Origin of the sequence: Rugosibacter aromaticivorans (assembly GCF_000934545.1) — a bacterium.
Classification (GTDB): Bacteria; Pseudomonadota; Gammaproteobacteria; order Burkholderiales; family Rhodocyclaceae; genus Rugosibacter; species Rugosibacter aromaticivorans.
Genome location: NZ_CP010554.1, coordinates 2,355,438 through 2,378,184 on the forward strand (window position 1 = coordinate 2,355,438; position 22,747 = coordinate 2,378,184).

The window sequence follows — 22,747 nt, forward strand, 5'->3', positions numbered from 1 at the left end:
AAGTGCCTGGTTTTTTCATGGTGCCCTGCGGGCGAACCTCTGTTTCATCATTCTGTCTGTAACGCGCGCGCGCTGCGGATTGCCGGACCTGCATTGTCTGCGCGCATCGCTTCGCTCACTGACGCAACAAAATCTGCAGTAATCGCCGGCTGATCAGTCTCAGTATTCATGATTCGTTCAATTTCGCTTAACGGCGGCAACTCAGTCAGGCTACGCAAAGCCAAGTCATCAAGAAATATTTTTGTGGTGGCGTAAAGCGCTGGCCTGCCTGGCGCATCGCGATGGCCAACCACATCAATCCAGCCGCGTGATTCAAGGGTCTTAAGTATATTGGGCGACACCGCCACACCACGAATATCTTCAATATCACCCCGCGTTACTGGCTGGCGATACGCAATAATCGACAGCGTCTCCATCACGGCACGTGAATACTTTGGTGCCTTTTCATTTTTCAGTCGATCAACGTAGACTTGATATTCCGGGCGTGTTTGAAAACGCCAGCCAGAAGCCAAGCGTACCAGCTCAACACCGCGACCTGACCAGTCACGTCGCAAATCGTCAAGCAATATCTGCCAGGTGTCGTCGTCAAACGCCTCATCAAAGAGCTTTTTCAGCTCAGACAACGGCAAAGGTTCAGCCGCTACTAATAATGCGGTTTCAAGGATGCGTTTGTAATCATCCGGCTTATAAAGTAACTGCATCAGGCAATCTCACATAAATGGGCGCCAGTGCTTCACTTTGCGTAATCTCCACCATCGCTTCGCGGGCGAGCTCGAGCATGGCAAGAAAGCTGACGACCAACCCTGGCGCGCCGAGCGTTAGATCGAACAGTTGCTCGAATAACATGTGGCCGCCACCCTGCAAGCGACGCAAAATAAGGCTCATGTGCTCACGCACAGATAACTCCTCGCGATGAATCTTGTGATGCTGGTGTATTTTCACTTGCTTCATGAGCGAAAGCCAGGCTACCTGCAGGTCATGCAGGCTCACTTCCGGCTGACGCTTGACAACCTTATCCGCAATCCAAACCGTAACCCACTCAAAATCTCGCCCGGCCTGGGGTAATTCTTCCAGCTTGGCGGCAGCGGCTTTCATCCGTTCATATTCGACCAGACGACGCACCAGCTCGGCGCGCGGATCTTCAGCTTCGCCTTCATCGACACGCGGGATGCGGGGTAACAACATACGCGACTTAATCTCAATCAGCATCGCTGCCATGAGCAGATATTCGGCCGCCAACTCGAGGTTGTGTTTGCGCATGGCTTCGACATAGGCCAGATACTGCACCGTCAGCGGCGCCATCGGAATATCCAGCACATTGATATTTGCGCGGCGTATCAGATACAACAATAAATCCAGCGGGCCTTCGAAAGATTCAAGAATGATCTCCAGCGCATCCGGCGGGATGTAAAGATCACGCGGCATCTCGGACATCACTTCGCCATAGACTTTGGGCAGATGTGGCGGGAGCAACACATCAATAAAAGTCTTGAGTCCGTTACTGGACGGCGCTGGTGATACGGCACCCACGGTTACTAACGCATTATCCGAAGGCTGCATCACGAGTAATCAATCCCTATGGCTTCGCGCACATCGCGCATTGTCTCTTGCGCCAGCTTGCGCGCTTTTTCACACCCATCGGCAATAATATTCTTAACGAGCTGTGGGTCTTCCTCATACATTCTTGCCCGCTCGCGCATCGGCTCCTGTTCCTTTAGCACCGCGTCGATCACTGGCTGCTTACATTCAATACAGCCTATTCCGGCTGAGCGGCAACCATTTTGCACCCATTGCTTGACAGCATTGTCCGAGTAAATCTGGTGTAACTGCCACACGGGACACTTGTCAGGGTCGCCCGGATCGGTGCGCCGCACGCGCTGCGGATCGGTCTGCATAGTGCGAATTTTTTTGGTGATGGACTCCGCATCTTCACGCAGCGCAATCGTATTTCCGTAGGACTTCGACATCTTTTGCCCATCCAGCCCAGGCATACGTGAAGCTTCCGTCAGCAAAGCATCGGGCTCGACCAGTATCATTTTGCGCGTGCCCTCAAGCCAGCCAAATAGTCGCTCACGGTCGCCAAAAGACAGGCTCTGTGCCTCATTGAGTAGCACGTGCGCTTCGGCCAGCGCCTCTTCTTCACCTTGCTCCTGGTAGCGCGTACGCAGTTCTTCGTAAAGCTTGGCGCGCTTGTTGCCCAGTTGCTTCATCGCCTCCCGTGCTTTGCCTTCAAAATCCGGCTCGCGGCCGTACAGATGATTAAAGCGTCGCGCAATCTCGCGCGTAAATTCAATGTGCGGCACCTGATCTTCACCCACCGGCACCCGGTTGGCGCGATAAATCAGAATGTCGGCCGCCTGCAATAAGGGATAACCAAGAAAACCGTACGTCGTCAAATCTTTGTGCGTTAATTTTTCTTGTTGATCTTTATACGTGGGAACACGCTCCAGCCAGCCCAGCGGCGTCATCATCGATAACAGCAGATGCAGCTCGGCATGCTCTGGCACTTTGGATTGAATGAAAATGGTTGCCTGTGTCGGATCAACACCCGCTGCCAGCCAGTCGATCACCATGTCATAAGCACTCTCCGTAATCGTGCCGGGCTCGTCATACGCCGTCGTCAGTGCATGCCAGTCGGCGACGAAAAACAGGCAGGGGAATTCATGCTGCAGCTTGATCCAGTTGGCCAATACGCCGTGATAGTGCCCAAGATGCAAGCGCCCGGTGGGGCGCATGCCGGAAAGAACTTTTTCTACGTACATATTAATAAAAACCGAACAGGCTCGTTAGCAAAGAAAAATACACATTCAACAAGGGGCGCAAAATGCGATCCAACCCGCCAAAAAACAGCAGGGCAAGGAGAATAGGCAACCCCCAGCGCTCAAGCTGAGAGAATTTCCACGCCGCGCGCGGCGGCAACAGGCTCACTGCAATGCGCCCACCATCAAGCGGGGGCAAGGGCAAAAGATTGAGCAGCATCAGCACGCCATTGATGCCAATGCCCACCTTGGCCATTTCACGCAGCGCCTCCGAATACAGGGTTTCCGGAAAGCCGATCATCACTTTGAATAGCAACGCCCAAGCCAGTGCCATCACCAGATTTGCCGCCGGCCCAGCGGCGGCCACCCACAACATATCCTGCTTCGGGCGGCGCAATTTACCAAAATCCACCGGCACGGGCTTGGCCCAACCAAACAGCATGCCGCCCGCTGAAATCAACAAAATCACCGCCGGGACAATAATGGTCCCCATTAAATCAATATGCCGTAATGGATTCAGACTGATGCGCCCCAGCTTCCACGCGGTAGGGTCGCCAAAGTGGCGTGCCGCATAGCCGTGAGCGGCTTCATGCAACGTGATGGCAAAAATCACGGGCAAGGCGGAAACCGCCAGAGTTTGAATAGTATTCATGAAGGGTGATTCTACCAGACGGCCTGATGTGGCCTGATGTCGGCATTCTCAGGCATTCTTAGCCACGCTCGGCACTCTCACGCCAGCCCGCAAGGCGCCAGCGGTCCACACCCGGCACGAATCAGCTCGGGGTGATCGCCAGTAAGATTGATCACCGTGGTCATCTCGATGCCGCAAGACCCCGCATCAACGACCGCATCCAGCTGTTTTTCCAGCCGCTCGCGAATCTCATCCGCATCGGCCAAAGGCAGCCCATCGCCTGGCAAAATGAGCGTTGAGCTGAGCAGTGGTTCATCCAGCTCAGCCAGCAACGCCAATACTACGGGGTGATCAGGCACACGCAAGCCGATGGTTTTGCGTTTGGGATGCAGCAAGCGACGCGGCAGCTCTTTCGTGCCTTCAAGAATAAAGGTATAGCCGCCTGGCGTGGTCGCCTTGAGCAGGCGAAACTGGGCATTGTCCACCCGCGCGTATTTTGCAATTTCAGAAAGATCGCGGCACATCAGCGTGAAGTGATGCCGCTCGTCGACACCGCGAATAACGCGGATACGGTCCAGCAAAGGCGCATAACCTGTCACACCGACCAGCGAATACGCCGCATCAGTCGGCAGCGCCAGCAAGCCGCCGCCGCGCGCAATCTCCGCGGCCTGCTTGATCAGGCGCGGTTGTGGATGCTCAGGGTGAATCTGAAATAGTTGCGCCAAAAATCAACTCCGCTTTTAATTCTGTTTTTAATTCCATTGTGCCCAGACAGGCGTCAAATCCTCAGGTAAATCCGGCAGCTTACCCAGATCAATCCAGCTCTCACCCGGGCCATGAAAATCAGAGCCGCGCGACGCGAGAAAACCGAACTCGCGACAGACGCTGGCAAACTCTTTGGCTTCTTCCGGCCCTTGCGCACCGGACAAAACCTCAATGCCACGCCCGCCCAGATCACGAAAGGTCGTGAACATCTCCCGACGCTGGGCTTTGGTCAGCCGATAACGCGCCGGATGGGCGATCACCGCCGTACCACCAGCGCCGACTATCCAGGCAACCGAATCTTCCAGCGTTGCCCACGCATGGGCGACATAACCTGGCTTACCCTTGGCAAGCCAGTGATCAAAAACCGTTTTGACATCCTTTGCGCGCCCCTGCTCAACAAGGTAGCGGGCGAAATGTGCACGGCTGATCATGGCCGGATTGCCCGCATACCGCAGCGCGCCTTCGTAAGCGCCGTGTATGCCGACCTTGTCCAGCTCTGTCGCCATGTTTGTGGCACGCGCATCGCGGCCGCTCCGCACTTTTTGCAAGCCAGCCTGCAATGCAGCATTAGCGGGATCAACCGCCAGCCCCAGAATATGCACTGTCTGATCATCGCCCCAGGAAATCGAAATTTCCACACCATCAACGAACCGCAACCCCAACTCGGTTGCGGTTGCACGCGCCTCGGGCAGGCCACTTAACTCGTCGTGATCCGTCAGCGCCAGCAATTCCACGCCATTGCCATGCGCCCGACGCACCACTTCGGCAGGTGACAGCATGCCATCCGACAAGTTGGAATGGCAGTGCAGATCAGCGTTCAGTGCTTCCATTACGCAGCAACTCCGTACATAAAAAAAATTCGTCGATCAATTGTGCCACTTTCTGCGGCTGATCATGCTGTACATTATGCCCGGCGTCTGTCAACGTGACTTCGCGAATGTTCTGAAAGCATGCCACACGCTGGCGATAGTCCGCAGAATCCACAGCAAAAAGTTTCTTGAATGCGGTCGATTCTGTAGCAGTCACCCATAGCACGGGTGCCGTCACCTGTCGCCAGATCGCCATCACCTCCTCTAGCCGATACGGAATGGGATTCGACCAGCGGTGACAAGGATCAATCGCCAGATGAATTTCCCGCTGCCCGTCACTGGTTGCTTTCTCCACACCCAGATGGGCTGCAAGAAACGCTGCCTGTGCAGCGGACAAACGCGGATTATCGTTCTGCAAGCGTGCCGCCAGTGCGGCGTAATCGGGATACGTGCGAAACCCTCGCACATCGCGTGTTTGCCGAAGCCACTGGGCATAATGCGCCGGCGCTTCCGTCGCCGGACGGCCTGGCAAACCTAAACCTTCGAGATTGATCAGCCCTGCTACACGTTCCGGACGAAGCCCGGCATACAAACACGCCACATTACCCCCCATGCTATGCGCCACCAATCGCACCGGCGTCCCGGGGGAGCAGTGTTCTAGCAAGGCATCGAGATCAGCCACATAGTCGGGGAACCAGTAACTGTCATGGTTCCATTGCGACAACCCGAACCCGCGCCAGTCAGGCGCCAGCACCTGCCAGCCACGCACTAGCGCATCCACAACAAACTGCCAGGTGGCTGATATATCTCCCCAGCCGTGCAGCATGACCAGTAACGGTGCAGCAGGGTCATCTTGCCAATAACGCACATGAATGTGACGTCCGCGCAATGATAAAAATTTAGAATGGCAGGGCTTCATTGCCACAGTTTAGCAGTGCATTTTAATAAACCTTTCGCATTTACCCCGTCCGTGGGGACAATAGAGAAGTCATGGAAACCATGCGCAGTCATCCTCAGCGGTTCGACTACAATCCACGCGATATTTTCTTCTGAACCCGCAATAACTCAACCGATATTCGACCATGGCCACCAAAGCTTCTGATAGCCGCGCAAGTACTTATTATGATGAATCATCCTTCCGCGTTCTAAAAGGCTTAGAACCCGTACGCGAGCGGCCGGGCATGTACACCCGAACAGATTCACCGGCGCACATCATTCAGGAAGTGATTGACAACGCCGCCGACGAAGCGCTGGGCGGTTACGCTAAAAATATTCATGTCACGCTGCACCATAGCGGTGCTATTACCGTCGTTGATGATGGCCGTGGCATTCCCGTCGGCATTCATCCGGAAGAAAAAATTCCGGTGGTTGTACTGGCCTTTACGCGCCTGCATGCCGGTGGCAAGTTTGATAAGCGATCAGGCAATTCCGCCTATGCTTTTTCTGGCGGGTTGCATGGCGTGGGCGTGGCTGTTACCAATGCGTTGTCAAAACGCGTAGCGGTTGAGGTTCGCCGCGAAGGCAAGATATGGCAAATTGACTTTGCAGAAGGCGGCGAAAAAATCAGCCCGATGACAGAAGCAGGCACCTGTGGCAAACAAACCGGTACCCGTGTGACCGTGTGGCCTGACGGAAAGTATTTCGATACGCCCACGGTGTCATCCGTTGAGCTTGAGCGCTTGTTGCGCTCAAAAGCCGTGCTACTCCCTGGCGTCACCGTGCGCCTTGACACTGAACAGGCGAACGGCAGCACCAGCAGCAAAACCTGGAGCTATCCGCAAGGCCTGGCTGGCTATCTGATTGAACTGGCAGGGCGCGCTGAAAATATCGCCCCGCTGTATGCCGCTGAAAAATATGCCGATAGCGACCACGCTGACTTTGCCCCTGGCGAAGGTGCTGCCTGGGTCATCGGCTGGTTTGTTGAAGCCGTCTCATCTGAATCGTATGTCAACCTGATTCCTACCGTTGCTGGCGGCACGCATGAATCCGGTCTGCGCGCCGGTGTTTTTGAGGCGGTTAAATCTTTCATTGAACATCGCGCCCTGCTGCCGCGCGGCGTCAAGCTGCAGCAAGATGACGTCTGTAGCCACATGGCCTATGTGTTATCCACTCGCTTGCTTGACCCGCAGTTTCAAGGCCAGGTCAAAGAAAAACTCAACTCGCGCGAGGCCGTCAAGCTGGTATCCAGCATGATTCGCGACCCCTTTGAAATATGGCTCAATCAACACGTTGAGGCTGGTCGTGCCATTGCGGAATTAGCCATTCACCAGGCGCTCGCACGGCAAAAAAATGCGCAGAAAGTCGAAAAAAGAAAACAATCAGGAGTCGCCGTCCTGCCTGGCAAACTCTCCGATTGCGAATCCACTTTACTGACTGAAAACGAACTATTTTTGGTGGAAGGAGACTCAGCAGGTGGATCGGCCAAAATGGCGCGCAACAAAGAAACCCAGGCAATTTTGCCCTTGCGCGGCAAAGTCCAGAATTCGTGGGAAATTGATGCCGGGCGCCTGTTTGCCAATGCAGAAATTCATGACATTGCCGTCGCCCTGGGGATAGACCCGCATGACAACTCGACGGCTGATCTTTCCGCCTTACGTTACGGCAAAGTTATCATCATGTCGGATGCTGACGTGGATGGTGCACATATTCAAACGCTGTTGCTCACGCTGTTTTACCGGCACTTCCCAGCCCTCATTACAGCAGGTCATGTGCATATCGCGCAACCTCCGCTCTATCGCATTGATGTGCCCGCCAGCGGCAAGAAGAGACCGGCTCGACGATTGTATGCACTGGATGAAGGAGAACTGGCCGTGATCAAGGATCGTCTGCTGAAGGAAGGCGTCCCAGCCCATGCCATTGAAGTAGGACGCTTTAAGGGATTAGGAGAAATGAATCCCGAACAATTGCGCGAAACCGCCATGAATCCGGCAACACGGCGCGTCCTGTCCGTCACTGAACGTCCCGAAGTGCAAACCAAGGCGTTGTTTAATTTACTCATGGGCAAAGGCGAAGCCGCGTCACGTCGTACCTGGATGGAAGCCAATGGGCATCTGGTTGATGCCGATATTTAAACCATCAATAAAAAGGAGAAAAACATGTCAGTAACCAACATCGCTTCCGGCACGAATGTTCATGAAATTGCCGAGGGTATTTTTCGCATTAACACACCCGTTCAATTCGACAATGGCGGCGCCTTTTCCTACAACCAGTATCTGATTGTTGATGATGCGCCGCTCCTCTTTCATACGGGCCATCGCAAACTTTTTTCACTCACAAAAGAAGCCGTAGCCTATGTGTTACCACCCGAACAACTGCGTTATATCGGTTTTTCTCACGTCGAAGGCGATGAAAGCGGTGCACTCAATGAATGGCTATCGGTTGCACCACAGTCCGTTCCGGTATGTAGCCGAATTGCCGCCATGGTGTCGATCAATGACATGGCGAATCGCCCTGCCCGTCCTCTTGCCGATGGAGAACAGCTGACCCTGGGCACTCATACTGTCCGCTGGTTTGACGCTCCGCACCTCCCCCATGGATGGGAATGTGGTTATTTGATGGAAGAGAAAACGCGGACCCTGCTCTGTGGGGATTTATTCACCCAGGGAGGGAGTAATCTTCCCGCCGTCACTGAACAGGATATTCTCTCGCCCAGCGAAAATTTTCGTCACGCCATGGACTACTTTGCCCATGCGCCGAACACCCGCGAAATGCTCGAACGCCTGGCAGCTGCCAATCCCGAAACATTAGCCTGCATGCATGGTAGCGCCTGGCGAGGCGACGGTACAAAGCTACTTCTCGCGTTGGCCGAGTCGCTTGAAAATAAATCCAGCTAAGCTATCTGGCAACGAGGGGCATAGCGGCATGAGTCAATTTATTTGTTCGCAACCTGCCTAAAAAAGCACACGCGCTGTTGTATCGTGAGCGCCTCCAGGAATAGCCAATAAATTGGGCGAATCGATCAGCTTGGCGATACAGAGAAACGTTATAAAGCAGTGCAACCACGAACGAGAAATGAGCAATAAAGAAGTCAGCCCAACCTGGATTTTTTGACATAGCCGAGCGGATCGGCAATCTTGCCGGGCTGGGTGGCCCGCTGGTTGGGTTGAATGCTTAAATTGACTGGGAAACCTGTCGCCTTGAGCTGAATCGAATGATCGACGCACGCTGGACGAAGAAGCGCAGCGTGAATTACTACGGCTACAAGAACCACATCAATGCAGATCATGCCACCAAACTGGTGCAAAGCGACCGGGTCACGGATGCATCAGTCCACGACAGCCAGGCATTGGACGATTTGCTCGATCACTCAGAACGTCGATGGAAAGAAATGCGCCATCTATGCCGATAGTGCGTATCGTTCCAAGGCTGTGGAAGGCAAGCTAACCCGGGCTGGCATCACCAGTCATATCTGCGAGAAAAGCGTCCGTGGTAGCCCATTGACCGAGGCGCAGAAGGAATTGAACCGAGAAAAACCAGAGGTGCGTGCCCGGATTGAACATATCTTCGGCGCGCAGGATGCAATGGGCGGACACTTTATGCGCCCCATTGGGTTGCTACGGGGTTGCTACGTGACAAGTTAAAATCGGCATGATGAATCTGGTGCATAACATGATGCGACTAGTGCAGCTAGGCAAGCGTGATGCGAGGATGGCAGGGTAGGTGCGTTTCGCAGTAGAAAAATACTGCGAAACGCAACAGAAGCTGCTCGGATACCAGGCTGAAATCAGCTTAACCTGGGCACAAAACAAAATTCGCCTGAAGTGTTTTGGCGAAGGATTCATTCGACTCGTCAAGCGCGCATCGAAAACTGATTTTTAGAGGCTCCCTTAACTTATTTATTCGTCACTTTTCTTCAAACATGGGCTAGCTGAATTCTGAATTGATGGTGCCCCTCAGTGTCTCTGAGGGCAACTCCCCGAATAGGGAGCGGTATTCAGCCGCGAAGCGCGGCAAATGCCGGAAGCCCCAGCGGTCAGCTACATCCCCGATGGTCACCGGGCGGGCGGAAGTGGCACGCAGATCGCGGCGCACCCCGTTGAGGCGGCGACTGCGCAAGTACTGGAGCGGAGCCGTGCCGACGGTTTCCAGGAAACTATAGTTGAGCATGCGCTGGCTGACCTTGAGCCGGCGACAGAGTCCTGCGACCGTCGGCGGTTCGCTGGCATTGGCCAGCGCTAGATTGATGGCCTCATGGACCAAATGGCTGTGGGCCTTGAAAGACCGCGTGCGCATCGGCGCAGGCTGGGCGGAGCGAAGCGTTTCCAGGACGTGATCAATGATCGTCGACCGCATTGTCTGCTGTGCCTGCGGGTCATGCAGCAGTTCCTGACGAAAGTTGCGAGGATCAAGTGCGGAAGTCAGACAGTTACGCAGTTCGACTAGCTTGTCCGGGTTAGGCCGAAGGACGTTCATGGTGTCGCCCATCAGTCGGCGGATGCTGCCTATTCCTCTCTCGACCATCAACTTTTCCAGCGTTGTATCTGGGATTGCAATTGCGATGGCATCAAATTCTTCTGGTGTTGATAAAGAAAATCCCAGCTCACTCTGGAAGGTAAAGAGCGTGTCAAGAGTGATCGCCTGCTTGGAAAGCAACCCCATGCTGCTCATCTCCAATGGCATACCGATAACGCGATAGTTCTTCCAGAAGTGTCCGCTCTGACACACCGAGCGATTAGCTGTCGCTCGAAAGATCTGCATTCCCTTAATCCACATCTCCACCACCTTGCCGTCAAAAGCGCCAGGCGTCATCTGATCACAAGACTGATTCCATCCAAACATGGATTTGGCATGCTCATCGGAATCACAAGTGGTTTTTTTCTCGTACAGAAAACCGGATACCTCCTCACTCACTCGCGGCATCTGTTGCGCTACGTAGCCCGCGATGGTGCGCGACCCGGTAGGGTTCAGCGATGGCCATCGGGCATGAGAAATATCTTTGGATGGAGTGGTAGCACGCATGCGAGTATGATAAACCTGTTAACCAAGGAGTTGCGCAAGTTGTTCGAGGTTATCGAGGGTCTATTTCTCAATCTCGCGATAGCCGTGTTGAAAAAAGAAATAACTGCTTTGCTGAAGGCGTTTCTTTTTTCCAATTTCGGATAACACCCCATCATCCCAATCCATCAAAATGCACGCTATAAATCAAGAACAGCTTTCTTAAGAAAGGAAAGATATGGAGGATAACATCTTGCCTGCGCCTTGCCGATTGGCTGCCGCAGCTAGCGTGCCCGATGCGATTTCAGAACGTCATTCAGAAAGCCGCATGCAACCGCTTTTGAAAATTTTTTATTCCCCCCACCTGTTGCAGCACACCTAAAGAGAAAGGAGCCGCCATGGGACACGCTGACCTTAACCAAACCGACCTGCCGTTGCCACCGCTAGACATTCATTTCCCTCACAGCGATGGCTCGCGCGTTCCCTACGAAGTCTTCAGCTCGCAGGCCATCTATGAGCGCGAACAAGAGCGCATCTATCGCGGCCCCACCTGGAACTTCGTCGCTCTGGACGCTGAAATACCCCAACCGGGTGATTTCAAGAGTACCTACGTGGGCGACACCCCGGTCGTGGTCACCCGCACATCCGATGGCAGTCTCGCCGCCTGGGTGAATCGCTGCGCCCATCGTGGCGCCAAGCTGTGCACTCTCCCCCGTGGCAATGCCACCTCCCACGCCTGTCTTTACCATCAATGGAACTTCGATAGTCATGGCAACTTGACCGGCATTCCTTTCCGTCGCGGGCAAAAGCAGATGGCCGGCATGCCGCCCGATTTCGACATGAAAGCGCATGGCTTGAAAAAGCTGCAGGTGGATAGTTACCGAGGCCTGATCTTTGCCAGCTTCAGTGACACAGTGGCCGCTTTACCAGAGTATCTCGGAGCTCAAATGCGACCGTGGATTGATCGCATCATGCACAAACCCATCGTCTATCTTGGGTGCACCCGGCAGTATGTCAACGCCAACTGGAAACTGTATTTCGAAAACGTCAAAGACCCCTACCATGCCAGTTTGCTGCACCTGTTTCACACCACCTTCAACATCCTGCGGGTGGGCATGAAAGCCCGCTCGTTACCGGACGCAGCGCAGGGTTTGCATAGCATCATCACGGCCACGCGCATTGAGGACGACAACTCAGCGGCCGAGTACAAAGCGCAGGATATTCGCTCCATGAACGACGGCTTTCATCTCGAAGACGAGTCGGTCCTGGGTTACGTCCATGAATACGAGGAAGCCACCACCAATCACATCCAGTCGATTTTCCCGCAGCTGGTATTGCAGCAGATTCACAACTCGCTGGTGGCGCGCCAGTTGTTACCCAAGGCGCCGGATCAGTTTGAACTGGTCTTTCACTTTTTCGGCTATGCCGACGACACGCCGGAATTGCGCGAGCTACGCATCAAACAAGCCAACCTGGTCGGGCCTGCCGGGTATATTTCCATGGAAGATGGGTATGCCACCGAACTAGTACAGCGCGGCACCTTGCGGGAAGGCAAAAGCACCTCGGTCCTTGACATGGGGCGTAGCCAGCCTGACCAGCAAGACACACTGATTACCGAGAGTCTGATCCGTCGCTTCTGGACGGGTTACCAGGCTCTGATGGCGCTTTGAGGGAATCGTTATGATATCACTTGATCAAATGTTGCTTTGGTTCGAGCTCTACAGCTTGCAGGAACGCTATATCAGCGTATTGGACAATGACCAGTTGGAAGCCTGGCCTGATCTATTTACTGCAGATGGACATTACGAAATTGTGCCCAAAGAAAATGCCGATGCCGATTTGCCGATGGGGCTGATCTACTGCAACAGCCAGGGCATGATGCGCGACCGCATCATCTCTACTCGCGAGGCGAATCTGTATGAACCGCAAACCTATCGTCACATGGTATCTGGTCTGGTCATCACCCCGATAGATCCAACGACGGCCAGGATGCACGCCAGCTATGCCGTCATTCGTACCAACCTGGAAGGTGATTCAATCATTTACCAAGCGGGAAGGTATGAAGATCAGGCGGTCAACACCCCCGACGGTTGGCGCTATCGCTCTAAACGGGCAATCTACGATACTTTGCGCGTCCCTACCTTGCTGGCAATTCCGGTATGAGCTAACCATATCGGTAAATCATGAAAACTTCAAGCAATCGACGCATCGCTTTTCATTCATTCCCACTTCAAATTCAAGAGATAAGATCACCCAAATGGCTAATGTCAAAGAAGAAATTTTGAAAAAAGTGAAAGGCTGGGCAGGTTATGTTGATGCCAAATTAGGCTTTCGCAATCACTGGTATCCGGTCGCCTTCGGTAAAGATATTGACGAAGGTCAGCCACAAAAAATCAAGCTGCTGGGCGAAGATTTACTGGTCAGTCGTGTGAATGGCAAACTTTTTTGCATCAAGGATCGTTGCTTGCACCGAGGCGTGTCTTTCTCGGTAAAAATTGAATCCTATACCCCTGAAACCATCACCTGCTGGTACCACGGTTGGACCTACCGCTGGGAAGACGGATTGCTGAGTGACATCATTACCAATCCGGAAAGCATTCAAATTGGCAAGCAACGGGTAAAAGTCTACCCCGTACAAGAAGCCAAAGGGTGTGTCTTCATTTTCCTCGGCGATATTGATCCGCCGCCACTGGTGACAGATGTGCCGCCAACATTTCTTGATGACGACATGGTGATTTGTGGCCAGAATAAAATTGTCCATTCGAATTGGCGACTCGCCGCCGAAAACGGGTTTGATCCAGCGCATATCTTTATCCATAAAGACTCTGTTCTCATCAAAGGCAACGATCTGGCGCTACCCCTTGGCTTTGCACCCAAAGGGGATGCCAAAATGCGCACCCGCATTGTTGAAGACGATGAAGAACAAGGTGCCAAAGGCGTGTTTGACTTGTTAGCGGAAGCGTCTGTCCCGGTATTCGAAGGAAAGATCGACGGCAAAGTCGTCCGTACGGGGAACTTTGGCCATAACCGCGTCGCCAACAATATTTCCATCTGGCTGCCGGGCGTATTACGTGTACAACCCTTTCCGGATCCCGCCACCACCCAGTTTGAATGGTATGTTCCCGTGGATGAAAACAGTCACTATTACTTTCAAACCATCGGCAAACGCTGCGCCTCGCCCGCAGAAGAACAGGTCTACATGGAGGAATTCAACACCAAGTGGCGCGCCATGGCGCTGGATGGTTTTAACAATGATGATGTCTGGGCAAGAGAAGCGATGGTGGGTTTCTATGCCGACGATGAGGGCTGGTTAAAAGAAATTCTTTTCGAAGCCGATAGCGCGATTGTCGACTGGCGCAAACTTTGCTCGAAGCACAACCGCGGCGTGCAAACCCAGGAACATATCAAGGCTTGACGTCTGCTAACTGCTACGCCCTACCCCGCCGCGGTTCCCTCCGGGAACTGATCGGCGTTGGGGCGATGTTTTTCAGGGAGAAAACCATGAATGCTCCATTAAAAACTCGGCGCTACCAAGACGCCAAACAACGGGCACCCGATCCAGCCATGTTGTTTGATCGCCGTCCTGATGCGGGAGTATATCGGGTTGATCGTTCTATTTATAGTGATCCGGCATGGCTGGAACTGGAAATGCGCCACATCTTTGAGGGTTCGTGGATTTTTCTTTGCCATGAAAGTCAGATAGCCCTTCCCCATGATTTCATTACCACCACCATGGGACGCCGCCCTATCTTTGTCCAGCGGGATGGCAATCAGCGCATCGGTGCATTTATCAATGCCTGCTCGCACCGCGGGGCACAGCTTTGCCGTACGGAACAAGGCAACCGAAAATTCCATGTATGCACCTATCATGGCTGGACATTTGATGCGACCGGCCAGTCTGTCTGGGTGCAACGTCCTGAACAGGGCTATACGGATACCTTTACACTGGAAGATGTCGCTCTTGAACGTGTTGCCCGCGTTGAAAGTTACCGCGGTTTCGTTTTTGGCAGCCTGAACCCTGAGGTTCCCCCGCTGGCAGAACATCTAGGGGGTGCCGCCTCGTTCATTGATATGCTGTTCGATCAATGTCCGGAAGGCTGGACCGTTCTTCCTGGCAAAACCAGCTGTATTTATCACGGCAACTGGAAACTCATGCTGGAAAATGGCGGCGGTGATGGTCTACACCCGGACTATGCACACAAGTCGTTACTTGGCATCGCCAAACGCAAGACCGAACGTGCAGGGGCCATCCGTACCATGCAAATTGACAAGATGCATGAAAAAATTGGCCGTCAATGGACTTTCGGTCACGGCCATACCGGCATCTGGTTTAACTTTCCTAATCCGGAAGACCGGCCTATCTACCGCCAAAAAGATCGCCTGACCCAAGCCTTCGGGGAAACCCGCGCCACCTGGATGACCAGTATTTTCCGTAACCTTTCGGTGTATCCCAATTTGCATCTGCTGGACCAGATGGCGACCCTCATTCGCACTTTCCGCCCGATCAGTGTCAATCAAACCGAGATCACGTTCTACTGCCTGGCGCCCAAGGTAGAAAGCGCTGAAGAAAGAATTCGTCGTTTGCGTCAGTATGAAGAGTTTTTCATGGGTTCCGGCATGGGCACCCCCGACGACAATGCCGAGTTTGAATATTGTCAGGCGGGCGCCGGAGGGACCAGCGCCTCGGGGAACAGTTTTATTTCCTTTGGCCTGCATAACCGGATCGTCGGCGCGGATGAAACCGCACAAGCGCTCGGTATCCCCCTGGAAAGTAGCGGCCTCATCGGGTATGAAGGGTGCTCAATGAGTCAGTTTGATGAATGGTTGCGGTTGATGACACGTTCAGGTGGGATGGCTTCCTCATGACACTCGCCTTACGATTTGAAGATTATCAACAATTGGTCGGCGTTATTCGTCAACAGGCCGCCGCCCTGGATGAACAGCGCTGGGATGATTGGTTGAGTTTACACAGCGACGATATTATTTTCTGGCTGCCAGCCTGGGTGGATGAAAATACCTTAACCCATGATCCACACAACGAAGTATCACTAATTTACCTCGAAGGCAAAGCAGCCTTGAGTGATCGCGTCTGGCGTTTTACATCCGGCAATTCACCCGCATCCACTCCCTTGGCGCGGACGTCTCATGTGATTGGTAACGAACAAGTCGTGTCGTTTGATGGCCACATCGCCGTGGTTCATTGCCAATGGCATACCCTGGTTTATCGCCGCAAGCGCAGCTGGGTCTATGGTGGATCGTGCCGCTACACGCTCCGCCTGGAAGCCGGTCAATGGCGCATTGGTCAGCGTTACATCACGCTGACCAATGACCAGATTGACACCGCCCTGGACCTTTACCATCTTTGATTTTAATTTTTAACCTGGAGAAAAAGCATGCACCTCAATGAAGCAGACTATCAAAAAAAGTATATTAACGTGAATGGCGTCAACACCTGCTATATCGAATCAGGTGCAGGTGAGCCGCTGATATTGATCCATGGTGGCGGTGCCGGTGCCAACAGCTATGGCAACTGGTTTGCCTGCATGCCCCTGTTTGCCAAACACTTTCGCGTAATCGCCATCGACATGCTGGGTTTTGGCAGCACCGATGCCCCCGACCCAACAACCTGCGATTACTCGCAAAAAGCACGTTATGACCACGTTGCCGGATTTATCCGTGCGCTTGGCTTAGCCAAAGCGTCACTGGTGGGAAATTCCATGGGCGGTGCCACCGCCATGGGCGTTGCCATTGAGCATCCGGCACTTGTCGACAAACTCATCCTGATGGGCAGCGCCGGTCTGAATGGCGAAATCACCCCCGCGCTTTTGCCTGTTGTCAATTACGACTTCACCCGGGAAGGAATGGTTAAGCTGATAAAAACGCTGGCCAACGACAAGTTTGTCATCACGCAGGAAATGATTGACTATCGCTGGAACAACTCTGTCAAGCCAGAAACCAGGGCGGCTTACGGCAACACCATGGCGTGGATTAAAAAACAGGGCGGGTTGTTTTATCCTGAAGAGTATATTGCGCGCGTCAAGCACAAAACGCTTGTCGTCAATGGTAAAAATGACCTGGTCGTCCCGCTGACGCATGCTTACCGTTTCCTGGAATTGATTGAGCACTCGTGGGGCTATATCGTTCCTCATTGCGGTCACTGGGCGATGATTGAACACCCCGAAGATTTTTCTGCTGCGGTCACTTCGTTTATCAAGTCACATTAATTGGTCGCTATCATTACCCCCTGCCGCAAACGCTTTGCGGCATTTTCCTGCTTATTTGGAGTATCCACCGGGAGTATTCATTTTGGCTCGCTACGAAGTGCATCGACTGATTCAAAACCTGACCAAGGTCCCCGGTCTTCTTGACCGGCTGACTACCGAAACCCGGGCCGTCTTTGATGAATACGGCCTCACAGATCAGGAGAGACAAGCCTTGACAGAAGCCTCACCTCCCGCGCTGGCGTCTATTGACGTGCACCCCATTCTGCAAATGCTTTACCTCATTGCGCGCAACCCAGGCATGGCAACGCAGGTAAGTATTCGCGATTATCACGCGCTCTTTAACAAGGAATCATAAGCATGGGAAAAATTGTTGCTGCCTGCGGCGTCTCGCATATCCTGATGTCCCCCATGGGGTGTGAAGGCCCCGCACAAAACGTCGTTGACGGGTTTCAGACGCTTGGCCGCCGGTTATTGGCCGCGCAGCCGGACGCTGTGATCATTATCAGTAGTGATCATATGTTCAACATTGACCTGGCCATGCAGCCACGCTTTGTCATTGGCATGTCAGATCACTACACGCCGATGGGGGATATGGATATTCCACGCACCCCCATCACCGGCCACCGTGCCTTGGCGGAGGCAATCGTCAAACAAGCCGATCAGGACGGCTTTGATCTTTGCCAAGCGGAAGAATACCGTCTCGATCATGGCGTCATGATTCCCTTGCTGTTTATGGGCTTATCCCATTTGCCCATCGTGCCCCTGATCGTCAATATCAATACGCATCCGATGCCCTCAGCACAGCGCTGCCTGATACTGGGTGAAACACTCAGGCAAGCCATCGAAACCGATCTTCCTGCAGCCTCACGTGTGGCTGTAATAGGCGCAGGCGGTCTTTCTCACTGGTTGTGCGTGCCGCGTCACGGCGACGTGGATGAAGCGTTTGATCATCAGGTGATGGATGAGCTCTGCGCGGGACGGCATGCTGCACTCGCCCAGGCGGGCAATGCCGACATCATTGCCCGTGGCGGCAATGGCGGCATTGAAATTATGAATTGGCTAATGGCAGCCCAGGCAGCCCGTTCTTCAGGCGGTGAGAAAATATTTTACGAACCAATGCGTTCCTGGTTTACAGGCTTGGGCGGCGTGCTGTATCACGTCACCTGAACCTTTACTGTCATCCCGCTTCATGCAAAAGCACCAAATCACTCAACACGGGAGAAATGCTTCACCATGAGTTTTATCAAAGTGTGTCGAACCGACGACATCGCCAATGGCGGCATGCGTCGTGTCCTGCTGGCCAATGGCACCCCGGTGGCGATTTATCGTATCGGTGACGATTTTTTTGCCACCTCCGACTACTGCACGCACGGCATCGCTTCGTTGACCGAAGGGGAACTGAAAGGAGACATCATCGAGTGTCCTTTTCACGGAGGAGCATTTAATTGCCGTACAGGCGAGCCCGTAGAAACTCCGTGCACGATTCCCCTCGAGTGTTTTAAGGTGGACGTGCGGGATGGCGAGATATTTGTGGGTCGCGGTTGAAAGTTTTTCCGCAAGCGTAGTTATCGGGCACGCTGAGCCAAGCAAGATCACCAAAAAGTCTTGAGTCCGCTATTGGACGGCGCTGGCGACACGGAGAAAAAAGCCGTTTCGCCTATAATGAGACCGATGGTGCATAGCAACAACACAACTGAAACCCCGGGCAGCGCACACAACGTGTCAAGTACCCGCGCCCGCCTCATTACCACGGCTATCGCGGCCATGGGCGTGGTGTATGGCGACATCGGCACCAGCCCGCTTTACGCCATGAAAGAGGCCTTCAATGGCCCGCACGCGATGGCAGTGACGCCAGAAAATATCCTCGGCATACTGTCGCTGATCTTCTGGGCGCTAACCATCACGGTCACCTTCAAATATGTAAAGTTCATCACCCGCGCCGATAACCGTGGTGAGGGCGGCATCATGGCGCTGACCGCGCTGGCCCTGCGTACCCGAGGCGCTAGTCCGCGCCTGCTATGGTTATTGTCTGGGGTGGGTATCTTCGGTGCCGCGCTGTTTTATGGCGATGCGGTGATTACACCCGCAATGTCAGTGCTCTCGGCTGTCGAAGGGCTGGAAGTAGCAACACCGGTGTTTAAACCCTATGTCGTTCCCCTCACCCTGATCATCCTGACCGGACTGTTTCTTGTCCAGCCACGCGGTACGGCGAGTCTCGGCGCATTATTCGGTCCGGTGATGCTATTCTGGTTCGGCACCCTGGGCACGCTTGGTGTGATAGGCATACTCAAGCATCCAGGCGTTCTGGCTGCCATGAACCCCTGGTATGCCATACATTTTTTTGCTGAAAACCGAGGCCACGGTTTCCTTGCGCTGGGTGCGGTGGTGCTGGCCATTACCGGCGGTGAAGCGCTGTATGCCGACATGGGCCATTTCGGCCGACGGCCGATCAAATGGGCCTGGCTGGGTTATGTTTTTCCCTGTCTGTATCTCAACTATCTCGGCCAGGGCGCGTTGATTCTCGACAACCCTGCCGCAATCAAAAATCCCTTCTTTCTGCTAACGCCGGAAGAACTGCTCTATCCGATGGTAGCGCTGGCCACCGCAGCGACGATCATCGCCTCGCAGGCAGTCATATCGGGCGCTTTTTCACTGACCAGTCAGGCCATGCAACTCGGCTACTGCCCGCGCATTCAGGTCAAGTTCACCTCGGAGCATGAAAAAGGACAGATCTACATTCCCAATATCAACTGGTTGCTGCTCGTTGCCGTGATTGCTTTGGTGCTGGGTTTCAAAACCTCATCCAATCTTGCCGCAGCCTACGGCATTGCCGTGACGATGACCATGATGCTCACCACGGTGCTCGCCTTCGTTGTGGTGCGTTCATTGTGGAACTGGAGCTGGCTTCAGGCGGGGCTCTTTCTTGCCTTTTTCATGGTGGTTGATCTCGCTTTTTTATCTGCCAACCTAGTGAAAGTGGCCGATGGCGGCTGGTTTCCACTGGTGCTGGGTCTGGGCGTTTTTATCCTGTTTTCCACCTGGCAACGCGGCCGCGCCCTGCTCTACAAAAAACTGCAACAGGATTCGATGCCACTGGACGCCTTCCTCAAAAGCCTTGAATATGGCGGCCCGCAGCGCGTTGTCGGCACAGGTATCTTCCTGACTCCCCAGCCTGACAGCGTACCGCGCGCCATGTTGCACAATTTGCTGCATAACAAGGTGCTGCACGAACGAGTGATTTTGCTCAACGTAAACATGCAGGATATTCCGCATGCCTCTGAGGCTGATCGCATACATGTGGAACATCTCCCGCAAGGCTTCTACCGCGTCATCTTGAATTACGGCTTCAAGGACACGCCTGACATTCCCGCCGCGCTGGAACAAGTCGGACAGATGGGCATGGCACCCGTCGAGATGATGGAGACCTCGTTTTTCCTCGGCCGCGAAACCATCGTTCCGAATGCCGTGCCTGCCATGAATTTTTGGCGGCAGGTACTCTTCATGTGGATGTTCCGTAATGCAGACACGGCAACCGCCTACTTCAAAATACCCACCAACCGGGTGGTGGAACTCGGCACCCAGATCGAACTCTGACGTGTTGCCCCCGCCTGCCAGGGAACAGAAACGCTGCGCATGAACATCAATATCAGCGAAGAAGCCGGCGTGCGCTATCTGCATTTTGGCTCCGGCTGGGTGCAGGGCGCCATGCGCATCGCGCGACCGTTTGCGCTGGAACTCGACTACACGAAGGAAATGATGCTGCCGCTGCTATTGCATCCTGACGACTGGCCGCAGCGTGTACTGCTGGTGGGTCTTGGCGCAGGCTCGCTGTGCAAATTTCTGTGGCGCTACCGGCCCGAAGCCAGGCTCACGGTGGTTGAAATCGAACCACGCGTCGAAGCCGCAGCGCGACAATTTTTCAAGCTGCCGGATGACCCGCGGCGCATCCGCCTTCATTTTGCCGACGGGGCGGATTTCATGATTCAGTCCAAGCAACGCTATGACCTCATCCTGGTGGATGGCTTCGACAGCAACGCGCGCGCCGGCCGGCTCGACTCACTGCCGTTTTACCTCGACTGCAAAGCGCACCTGGCAGATGATGGACTGCTGTGCGCCAATCTGCTGGCGCGCCGCAAAAACTTCAGCCACAGCATCAAGCAAATCGAAGCCGCTTTTGACGATCATGTCATCGTCGTGCCATCACGCGATGAAGGCAATGCTATCGCTGTGGCCTCGGCAAACCAGTCTAACGCCGTATCACCAGCACCGATTTTTACCGAACTACAAGCCGCCGCACAGCATTTGCGCCAAGCCACGCACCTCAATTTACTACCCATGCTGGCGAACCTTGCCGCGTCTGGCCATTTCAAGGATGGCATGTTGCAGTTCTAATCTGCCCATCCTTCAACAGGGAATAAGCATTCCATTTTTTCTTGGTTAGTTTTTCAGTGCTCGGGCGCTACAGTTCCTTTCCGAAAATTTATTCACGAAAGGAACATCATGCTTCGACCTCTAGCGATTGCCGGCCTGCTCGGCATCTCCCTGTTCACCGTCACCGCAACCCGTGCAGCAGATATCTCGCTGCTCAATGTTTCTTACGACCCGACGCGCGAGCTGTATCAGGAATTCAACGCCGCCTTCGCCAAACAGTGGAAAGCCAAGACCGGCGACACCGTCACTATCAATCAATCCCACGGCGGCTCTGGCAAACAGGCCCGCGCGGTAATTGACGGACTCGAAGCCGATGTTGTCACCCTGGCATTGGCCTACGATGTTGACGCGCTGCACGACAAGGCGCAACTGATTCCCGCCGACTGGCAAAAACGCCTGCCGCACAATTCGGCACCCTACACATCGACCATCGTTTTTCTGGTGCGCAAGGGCAACCCGAAAGCTATCCGCGACTGGAACGATCTCGTCAAGCCGGATATTGGCGTGATCACGCCGAATCCAAAAACCTCTGGCGGCGCACGCTGGAACTATCTCGCGGCCTGGGCTTACGCGCTCAAACAGCCGGGCGGCAGCGAGGCGACAGCCAGAGCATTTGTCAAGAAACTCTTTGCCAACGTCAAGGTGCTGGATTCCGGCGCGCGCGGCTCGACCACCACCTTTGTCGAACGCGGTATCGGCGACGTGCTGCTGGCCTGGGAAAACGAAGCCTATCTGGCCGTCAAGGAGCTTGGTCCGGACAAGTTTGAAATTGTGACGCCATCGCTGTCCATCCTTGCCGAACCACCTGTCAGCATCGTCGACAAATTTGTCGACAAGCACGGCACGCGCAAGGTAGCGAGCGCCTATCTTGAGTCTCTCTATTCACCCGAAGGCCAGGAAATCGCCGGCAAAAACTACTACCGCCCGACGGACAAAAAGATTGCCGCCCAATATGCCAAACAGTTCGCGCCGGTGAAACTCATCACCATCGACGAGGTGTTTGGTGGCTGGCAGAAAGCCCAGAAAACCCACTTTGCCGATGGCGGCACCTTTGATCAGATCAGCGTGCGTTAAGCCTGTTGCAACTCCGCGCAGACGGTAATTAGACAAAAGTCACCGTCTCACCAGCGCCGACTTTTCGGCCCGCGTCAAACCTCTTTCAACCCTGATCATTTTTTAATCGCAGTACTTTTT

At 54.0% G+C, this 22,747-nt stretch carries 22 protein-coding genes and 1 pseudogene; 15 read left to right on the forward strand and 8 right to left on the reverse strand.

What is annotated here, in order from left to right:
- Positions 1–47 precede the first annotated feature (47 nt).
- The 7 genes from scpB to PG1C_RS11760 all read right to left on the reverse strand — a co-directional run bounded on the left by scpB (position 48) and on the right by PG1C_RS11760 (position 5,832).
- The gene (gene scpB, locus PG1C_RS11730; protein WP_202634940.1) at positions 48–701 is read right to left on the reverse strand and encodes an SMC-Scp complex subunit ScpB; all 654 of its coding nucleotides are present in this window, start codon (positions 699–701) and stop codon (positions 48–50) included.
- Entirely contained in the window at positions 685–1,434 is a 750-nt protein-coding gene (locus tag PG1C_RS11735; RefSeq protein ID WP_284431824.1) for a segregation and condensation protein A, read from the reverse strand. The genes scpB and PG1C_RS11735 overlap by 17 nt, the downstream gene beginning before the upstream one ends.
- A gap of 125 nt (positions 1,435–1,559) precedes the next feature.
- Complete coding sequence (locus tag PG1C_RS11740) at positions 1,560–2,762, reverse strand: tryptophan--tRNA ligase (protein ID WP_202634941.1); 1,203 nt, start codon at positions 2,760–2,762, stop codon at positions 1,560–1,562.
- Between the two features lies 1 nt (position 2,763).
- The gene (locus tag PG1C_RS11745; protein WP_202634942.1) at positions 2,764–3,411 is read right to left on the reverse strand and encodes a site-2 protease family protein; all 648 of its coding nucleotides are present in this window, start codon (positions 3,409–3,411) and stop codon (positions 2,764–2,766) included.
- A gap of 77 nt (positions 3,412–3,488) precedes the next feature.
- Positions 3,489–4,115: an L-threonylcarbamoyladenylate synthase gene (locus PG1C_RS11750; RefSeq protein ID WP_202634943.1), complete on the reverse strand. Its 627-nt coding sequence runs from the start codon at positions 4,113–4,115 to the stop codon at positions 3,489–3,491.
- Between the two features lie 27 nt (positions 4,116–4,142).
- Entirely contained in the window at positions 4,143–4,985 is an 843-nt protein-coding gene (locus PG1C_RS11755) for a 3',5'-nucleoside bisphosphate phosphatase (protein WP_202634944.1), read from the reverse strand.
- Positions 4,966–5,832 (reverse strand): alpha/beta fold hydrolase, encoded by an 867-nt coding sequence (locus PG1C_RS11760; protein WP_237218176.1) that lies wholly within the window; start codon positions 5,830–5,832, stop codon positions 4,966–4,968. The genes PG1C_RS11755 and PG1C_RS11760 overlap by 20 nt, the downstream gene beginning before the upstream one ends.
- A gap of 214 nt (positions 5,833–6,046) precedes the next feature.
- Between PG1C_RS11760 and PG1C_RS11765 the strand changes: the two genes are divergently transcribed.
- The 3 genes and pseudogenes from PG1C_RS11765 (at position 6,047) to PG1C_RS15070 (ending at position 9,544) form a co-directional block, all read left to right on the forward strand.
- Positions 6,047–8,035, forward strand: a complete 1,989-nt coding sequence (locus PG1C_RS11765) for a DNA topoisomerase IV subunit B (protein WP_202634946.1) — start codon at positions 6,047–6,049, stop codon at positions 8,033–8,035.
- Positions 8,036–8,059: 24 nt separating this feature from the next.
- Entirely contained in the window at positions 8,060–8,797 is a 738-nt protein-coding gene (locus PG1C_RS11770; RefSeq protein WP_202634947.1) for an oxygen-binding di-iron domain-containing protein, read from the forward strand.
- Between the two features lie 317 nt (positions 8,798–9,114).
- Positions 9,115–9,544: pseudogene (locus tag PG1C_RS15070) on the forward strand (transposase).
- A 283-nt stretch (positions 9,545–9,827) separates the two neighbouring features.
- On the opposite strand, the gene PG1C_RS11785 reads toward PG1C_RS15070, so the two are convergent.
- Positions 9,828–10,922, reverse strand: coding sequence for a helix-turn-helix domain-containing protein (locus PG1C_RS11785; protein WP_202634950.1), 1,095 nt, complete (start codon positions 10,920–10,922; stop codon positions 9,828–9,830).
- A 374-nt stretch (positions 10,923–11,296) separates the two neighbouring features.
- Here PG1C_RS11785 and andAc point away from each other — a divergent pair, with 374 nt between their 5' ends.
- From andAc to PG1C_RS11845, 12 genes are all read left to right on the forward strand, one after another.
- Entirely contained in the window at positions 11,297–12,568 is a 1,272-nt protein-coding gene (andAc, locus tag PG1C_RS11790) for an anthranilate 1,2-dioxygenase large subunit AndAc (RefSeq protein ID WP_202634951.1), read from the forward strand.
- 10 nt (positions 12,569–12,578) lie between these two features.
- Positions 12,579–13,061: an anthranilate 1,2-dioxygenase small subunit AndAd gene (andAd, locus tag PG1C_RS11795; RefSeq protein WP_202634952.1), complete on the forward strand. Its 483-nt coding sequence runs from the start codon at positions 12,579–12,581 to the stop codon at positions 13,059–13,061.
- Between the two features lie 94 nt (positions 13,062–13,155).
- The gene (locus PG1C_RS11800; RefSeq protein ID WP_202634953.1) at positions 13,156–14,313 is read left to right on the forward strand and encodes a Rieske 2Fe-2S domain-containing protein; all 1,158 of its coding nucleotides are present in this window, start codon (positions 13,156–13,158) and stop codon (positions 14,311–14,313) included.
- Between the two features lie 86 nt (positions 14,314–14,399).
- Positions 14,400–15,764 (forward strand): aromatic ring-hydroxylating oxygenase subunit alpha, encoded by a 1,365-nt coding sequence (locus tag PG1C_RS11805; protein ID WP_202634954.1) that lies wholly within the window; start codon positions 14,400–14,402, stop codon positions 15,762–15,764.
- Positions 15,761–16,264: an aromatic-ring-hydroxylating dioxygenase subunit beta gene (locus tag PG1C_RS11810; RefSeq protein ID WP_202634955.1), complete on the forward strand. Its 504-nt coding sequence runs from the start codon at positions 15,761–15,763 to the stop codon at positions 16,262–16,264. Before PG1C_RS11805 ends, PG1C_RS11810 begins: the two co-directional genes overlap by 4 nt.
- Before the next feature lie 27 nt (positions 16,265–16,291).
- The gene (locus PG1C_RS11815) at positions 16,292–17,122 is read left to right on the forward strand and encodes an alpha/beta fold hydrolase (RefSeq protein ID WP_202634956.1); all 831 of its coding nucleotides are present in this window, start codon (positions 16,292–16,294) and stop codon (positions 17,120–17,122) included.
- Between the two features lie 82 nt (positions 17,123–17,204).
- Positions 17,205–17,477 (forward strand): hypothetical protein, encoded by a 273-nt coding sequence (locus PG1C_RS11820; protein ID WP_202634957.1) that lies wholly within the window; start codon positions 17,205–17,207, stop codon positions 17,475–17,477.
- Between the two features lie 2 nt (positions 17,478–17,479).
- Complete coding sequence (locus tag PG1C_RS11825) at positions 17,480–18,289, forward strand: DODA-type extradiol aromatic ring-opening family dioxygenase (RefSeq protein ID WP_202634958.1); 810 nt, start codon at positions 17,480–17,482, stop codon at positions 18,287–18,289.
- Between the two features lie 66 nt (positions 18,290–18,355).
- Entirely contained in the window at positions 18,356–18,667 is a 312-nt protein-coding gene (locus tag PG1C_RS11830) for a non-heme iron oxygenase ferredoxin subunit (RefSeq protein WP_202634959.1), read from the forward strand.
- A gap of 174 nt (positions 18,668–18,841) precedes the next feature.
- Positions 18,842–20,716 (forward strand): potassium transporter Kup, encoded by a 1,875-nt coding sequence (locus tag PG1C_RS11835; protein ID WP_348539343.1) that lies wholly within the window; start codon positions 18,842–18,844, stop codon positions 20,714–20,716.
- A 39-nt stretch (positions 20,717–20,755) separates the two neighbouring features.
- Positions 20,756–21,514: a fused MFS/spermidine synthase gene (locus PG1C_RS11840; RefSeq protein ID WP_237218177.1), complete on the forward strand. Its 759-nt coding sequence runs from the start codon at positions 20,756–20,758 to the stop codon at positions 21,512–21,514.
- A 108-nt stretch (positions 21,515–21,622) separates the two neighbouring features.
- Positions 21,623–22,627 (forward strand): sulfate ABC transporter substrate-binding protein, encoded by a 1,005-nt coding sequence (locus PG1C_RS11845; RefSeq protein ID WP_202634961.1) that lies wholly within the window; start codon positions 21,623–21,625, stop codon positions 22,625–22,627.
- The last annotated feature ends 120 nt before the right edge of the window (positions 22,628–22,747 follow it).